Origin of the sequence: Catenibacterium sp. (assembly GCF_052354645.1) — a bacterium.
GTDB lineage: Bacteria > Bacillota_I > Bacilli_A > Erysipelotrichales > Coprobacillaceae > Catenibacterium > Catenibacterium mitsuoka_A.
Genome location: NZ_DAWDDM010000185.1, coordinates 1 through 4,026 on the forward strand (window position 1 = coordinate 1; position 4,026 = coordinate 4,026).

The following is a 4,026-nucleotide window of genomic DNA, read 5'->3' on the forward strand; positions in this document are numbered from 1 at the left end:
GTATTAAGTCTATGTTCCTTTAAAGACTTAGGTAAGATATCTCTCTTATTCGCAAGTACAAGTACATCATTATATCCAATATGACGCATAAGACCAGGCACAAGAGAACCATTAAAGTCAAATAAGTCAACGATATAAACAACTAAACAATCTTTTTCTCCTACAGTCTGTAAAACATGTAAGAAATCATCTTTAGTTAAATGAGATTCCATCTTCTGATGATAATGCATTAATTTATAACATCTCTGACAAAGAATCTTTTCCTTGCTTAAAGCAGATTCTGGCACATAGCCAGGCTTTTTTGTATCAGCGCTTTGAATGATGGCGCCACATCCATAACATCTTATTTCTGTCATATATACCTTCCTTTTCTTAGGTCATTTTACACTATTTTTATTCAATTACATAGAGCTAGCAAGGATATTTCCTACTTTTCATCAAGATAATCATCCATTGAAATGAATTCGAACTCAGTATCAGGGTCCCCTTCCATTTCATCAAAGAGATTTGGATCTTTAATTGTAAGATCTACTTTATTTTCTTCTACTTTCTTTTGTACATGCTCTTCAATAATCATAGAACGAGTGAGATGTACATCATCAATAAAGTCAAATGGACATTGTTTTAAAGTATTGGCCTTAGCACTTAGTGCACCAAAGCTAATATCTTTAGATACAATCTTCATTGTTTCTGTACCACTCTTAACTATAAATTCATCCTGTGGATTAGAGATGAATCCAGTGAAGATTTTAGTTGGTTTAGTCTTTAATGACTTAAATAGTAATGTTCCTTTTGTTGCACGATGACATGCTGGGATATCACTGATATGTATACGTTTGAAATGTGCAGGGTTTAAAATAAGTAATAAAGAAGAGACAACTGAAGGATCAAAGACACACATAAAGGCCACTTCATCATCACGCATATTAATACCCTTTACACCACCTGCTTTTACACCTAATACAGATATTTCATCTTCACTATATAAAGTACCATATCCTGCTTTAGTGACAGTAATAATACCCTTTGTTCCATCACTGATATCAACACTCACTAATTCATCATTGTCTTTCAAGTTCATACACTTTAATGGCTTAGAGAAACGGCTAACATTAAAGTCTTTAATACTTACACGTTTAATTTGTCCATTCTTACTTGATAAGACAACATATTGGTCTAAATCGAATGATTTTACAAGAATATTACCAATAATCTTCTCATCATTACCTAATTTAATTAAATAACTTAGATGTTTGCCTAAATCCTTCCACTTGAAGTCTTCTAACTTATAAACAGGGACAAAACAATAGTTACCCTTGTTAGTAAATGAAAGAATAACATCGAGTGTATTGGCTTCAAAAAGGTCAACAAGCATATCCGTATCTTTCTTACCAAATGTATTTTCATCAGATGCCTTATAAGAACGTGTAGAAATCTTTTTGAAATACCCGTCACGTGTAATAGAAACATACACATCTTCAGAAATAATCATTGCCTGCTGATTGACGGATGTATCCATGATTTCATCTTTGATTTCAGTGAGACGAGGTGTTGGATATTTTTTCTTAACCTCATTTAACTCATTTATAATTACTTTTCTTAATACTTTTTCACTATTTAAAATCGCATTTAAGCTTTCAATAAGAGCCTGTAATTCTTTCTGTTCATTTTCTAATGATACAATATCAGTATTAGTTAAACGATAAAGCTGTAAAGTCACAATGGCTTCTGCCTGTCTTTCAGTAAAGCCAAAAGCATTCATTAAATTCACTTTTGCATCTGATTTATCTTTAGATGCGCGAATTGTTTTTACAACTTCATCCAGAATAGAAATAGCCTTAATAAGCCCTTCTACTATATGCTCACGTTCCTGTGCTTTATTAAGATCAAAAATAGAACGCTTAGTTACGACTTCACATTCATGCTTGATATAGCCATCAAGAATATCTTCAATACCCATAAGTACTGGACGCTTATCTTTGATTGCAGTCATATTATAGTTATAGTTCTTCTGCAAATCTGTATTTTTAAAGAAGTAGTTTAATGTATTTCTTGCATCAACATCTTTCTTTAAATCTATCGCAATACATAATCCATTACGGTCAGATTCATCTCTGACTTCAACGATTCCATCAATATCACGATTAAACTGAATTTCAGCCATCTTTCTTACAAGTTCAGCTTTATTGACTTCATAAGGAATTTCTGTAATAAGAATCTGATTGATATTTTTCTGTTCAACAATCTTATAACGTGAACGGACAACAACCTTACCACGACCAGTTCTTAAGGCTGTCGCAATATCATTTGCCCCTTCTACTATAGCACCTGTTGGAAAATCAGGCCCTTTAATAAATTGATGAAGTTCATTAAATGAACAATGAGGATGCTTAATACGGTAAATAGTAGCATCAATGACTTCCTCTAAGTTGTGAGGAGGAATATCAGTGGCATAACCAGCTGAAATACCTGTGGCCCCATTGACTAATAGGTTAGGATACTTAGCTGGGAATACAGTTGGTTCATATTCTGTATCATCAAAGTTAAGTGCCATTGGCACTGTTTCTTTATCTATATCTTTAATTAAATCTAACGCAATTGGTGCTAATCGTGCTTCAGTATAACGCATGGCAGCAGCCGGGTCATTATCAATAGACCCGTTATTCCCCTGCATATCTACTAAAGGCATACGCATCTTCCAGTCCTGTGATAAACGGACCATCGCTTCATAAACAGAAAAATCACCATGAGGATGATAATTACCAATAACTGTACCAACAGTCTTAGCAGACTTACGATATGGTTTAGTAGGAAGATTTCCTTCCTTCCACATAGCATATAAAATTCTTCTTTGTACTGGTTTTAATCCATCTCTTACATCAGGTAATGCACGATCCTGGATAATATATTTAGAATAACGTCCAAAGCGGTCACCCATGATATCCTCTAAGGACATAATAATATTTTTTTCTGTCATGTTTGATCACCTATCCTTCCATAAAGAAGCTATCTTCTAATGAGAACTGTACATTGTTTTCAATCCATTCACGTCTAGGTTGTACTTTATCACCCATTAATACAGAGACACTTCTTTCTACAATTGCTGCATCATCGATAGTCACCTGAATAAGAGTACGAGTTTCAGGGTTCATAGTTGTTTCCCATAACTGTTCTGCATTCATTTCACCAAGACCTTTGTAACGCTGTACATCATAGCCTCTTCCCATTTTCTTACGAGCGGCTTCTAAATCTTTTTCATCCCAGCAATAAATAACATTATCTTTCTTGCCAGACTTCTTAGAAACTTTATAAAGAGGTGGCATGGCAATATAAACCTTACCTGCTTTAATCAAACCACGCATATAACGATAGAAGAATGTAAGCAATAAGATCTGGATATGTGCCCCATCAGTATCGGCATCGGTCATGATGATAATCTTATCATAAGCACTATCATCCACATTAAAATCAGCACCTACACCTGCATTAATTGTATTAATCATTGTACTGATTTCTTCATTCTTTAGGATATCTGCCTGTGTTGCTTTTTCTGTATTAATAACCTTACCACGAAGTGGAAGAATAGCCTGGAATTTACGGTCTCTCCCCTGTTTTGCACTACCTCCGGCAGAATCACCTTCGACAAGATACAATTCATTCTTACGCTTATTTTTGGATTGTGCAGGTGCTAACTTACCACTTAAGAATTTTGCTTCACGGTTATTCTTACCTTTTCTTGCCTGCTCCTTAGCTTTACGTGCTGCCTGTCTTGCATTAGCTGCCTTGATCATCTTTTCAATCAGTTTCTCTGCAATATCTTTATTTTCTTCTAAGAAATAAGTAATACGTTCAAAAGTCACATTTTCTAGAATATTACGAGCAATAGGAGAACCAAGCTTAGATTTAGTCTGTCCTTCAAACTGAAGATACTTTTCTGGAATCTTAACAGAAATAATTGCATTCAATCCTTCACGTACATCACTACCTTCAAGATTCTTATCTTTTGTTTTTAATAAAGCATATTTT

At 34.3% G+C, this 4,026-nt stretch carries 2 protein-coding genes and 1 pseudogene; all 3 read right to left on the reverse strand.

All coding sequences use genetic code 11. The annotated features are described in order from the left end of the window. Positions 1-356: pseudogene (locus ACT8VG_RS08220) on the reverse strand (ribosome biogenesis GTPase YqeH); the annotation flags it as partial. A 71-nt stretch (positions 357-427) separates the two neighbouring features. Beyond that, positions 428-2,977 (reverse strand): DNA topoisomerase IV subunit A, encoded by a 2,550-nt coding sequence (parC, locus tag ACT8VG_RS08225; RefSeq protein WP_444195602.1) that lies wholly within the window; start codon positions 2,975-2,977, stop codon positions 428-430. 10 nt (positions 2,978-2,987) lie between these two features. After that, on the reverse strand, positions 2,988-4,026 hold a 1,039-nt coding region (locus ACT8VG_RS08230), incomplete at its 5' end, for a toprim domain-containing protein (RefSeq protein ID WP_440251516.1).

What these genes read in the sequence shown, in the direction of transcription:
- parC (WP_444195602.1), bottom strand. Translation starts at nt 2,977, where the DNA reads ATGACAGAAAAAAATATTATTATGTCCTTAGAGGATATCATGGGTGAC.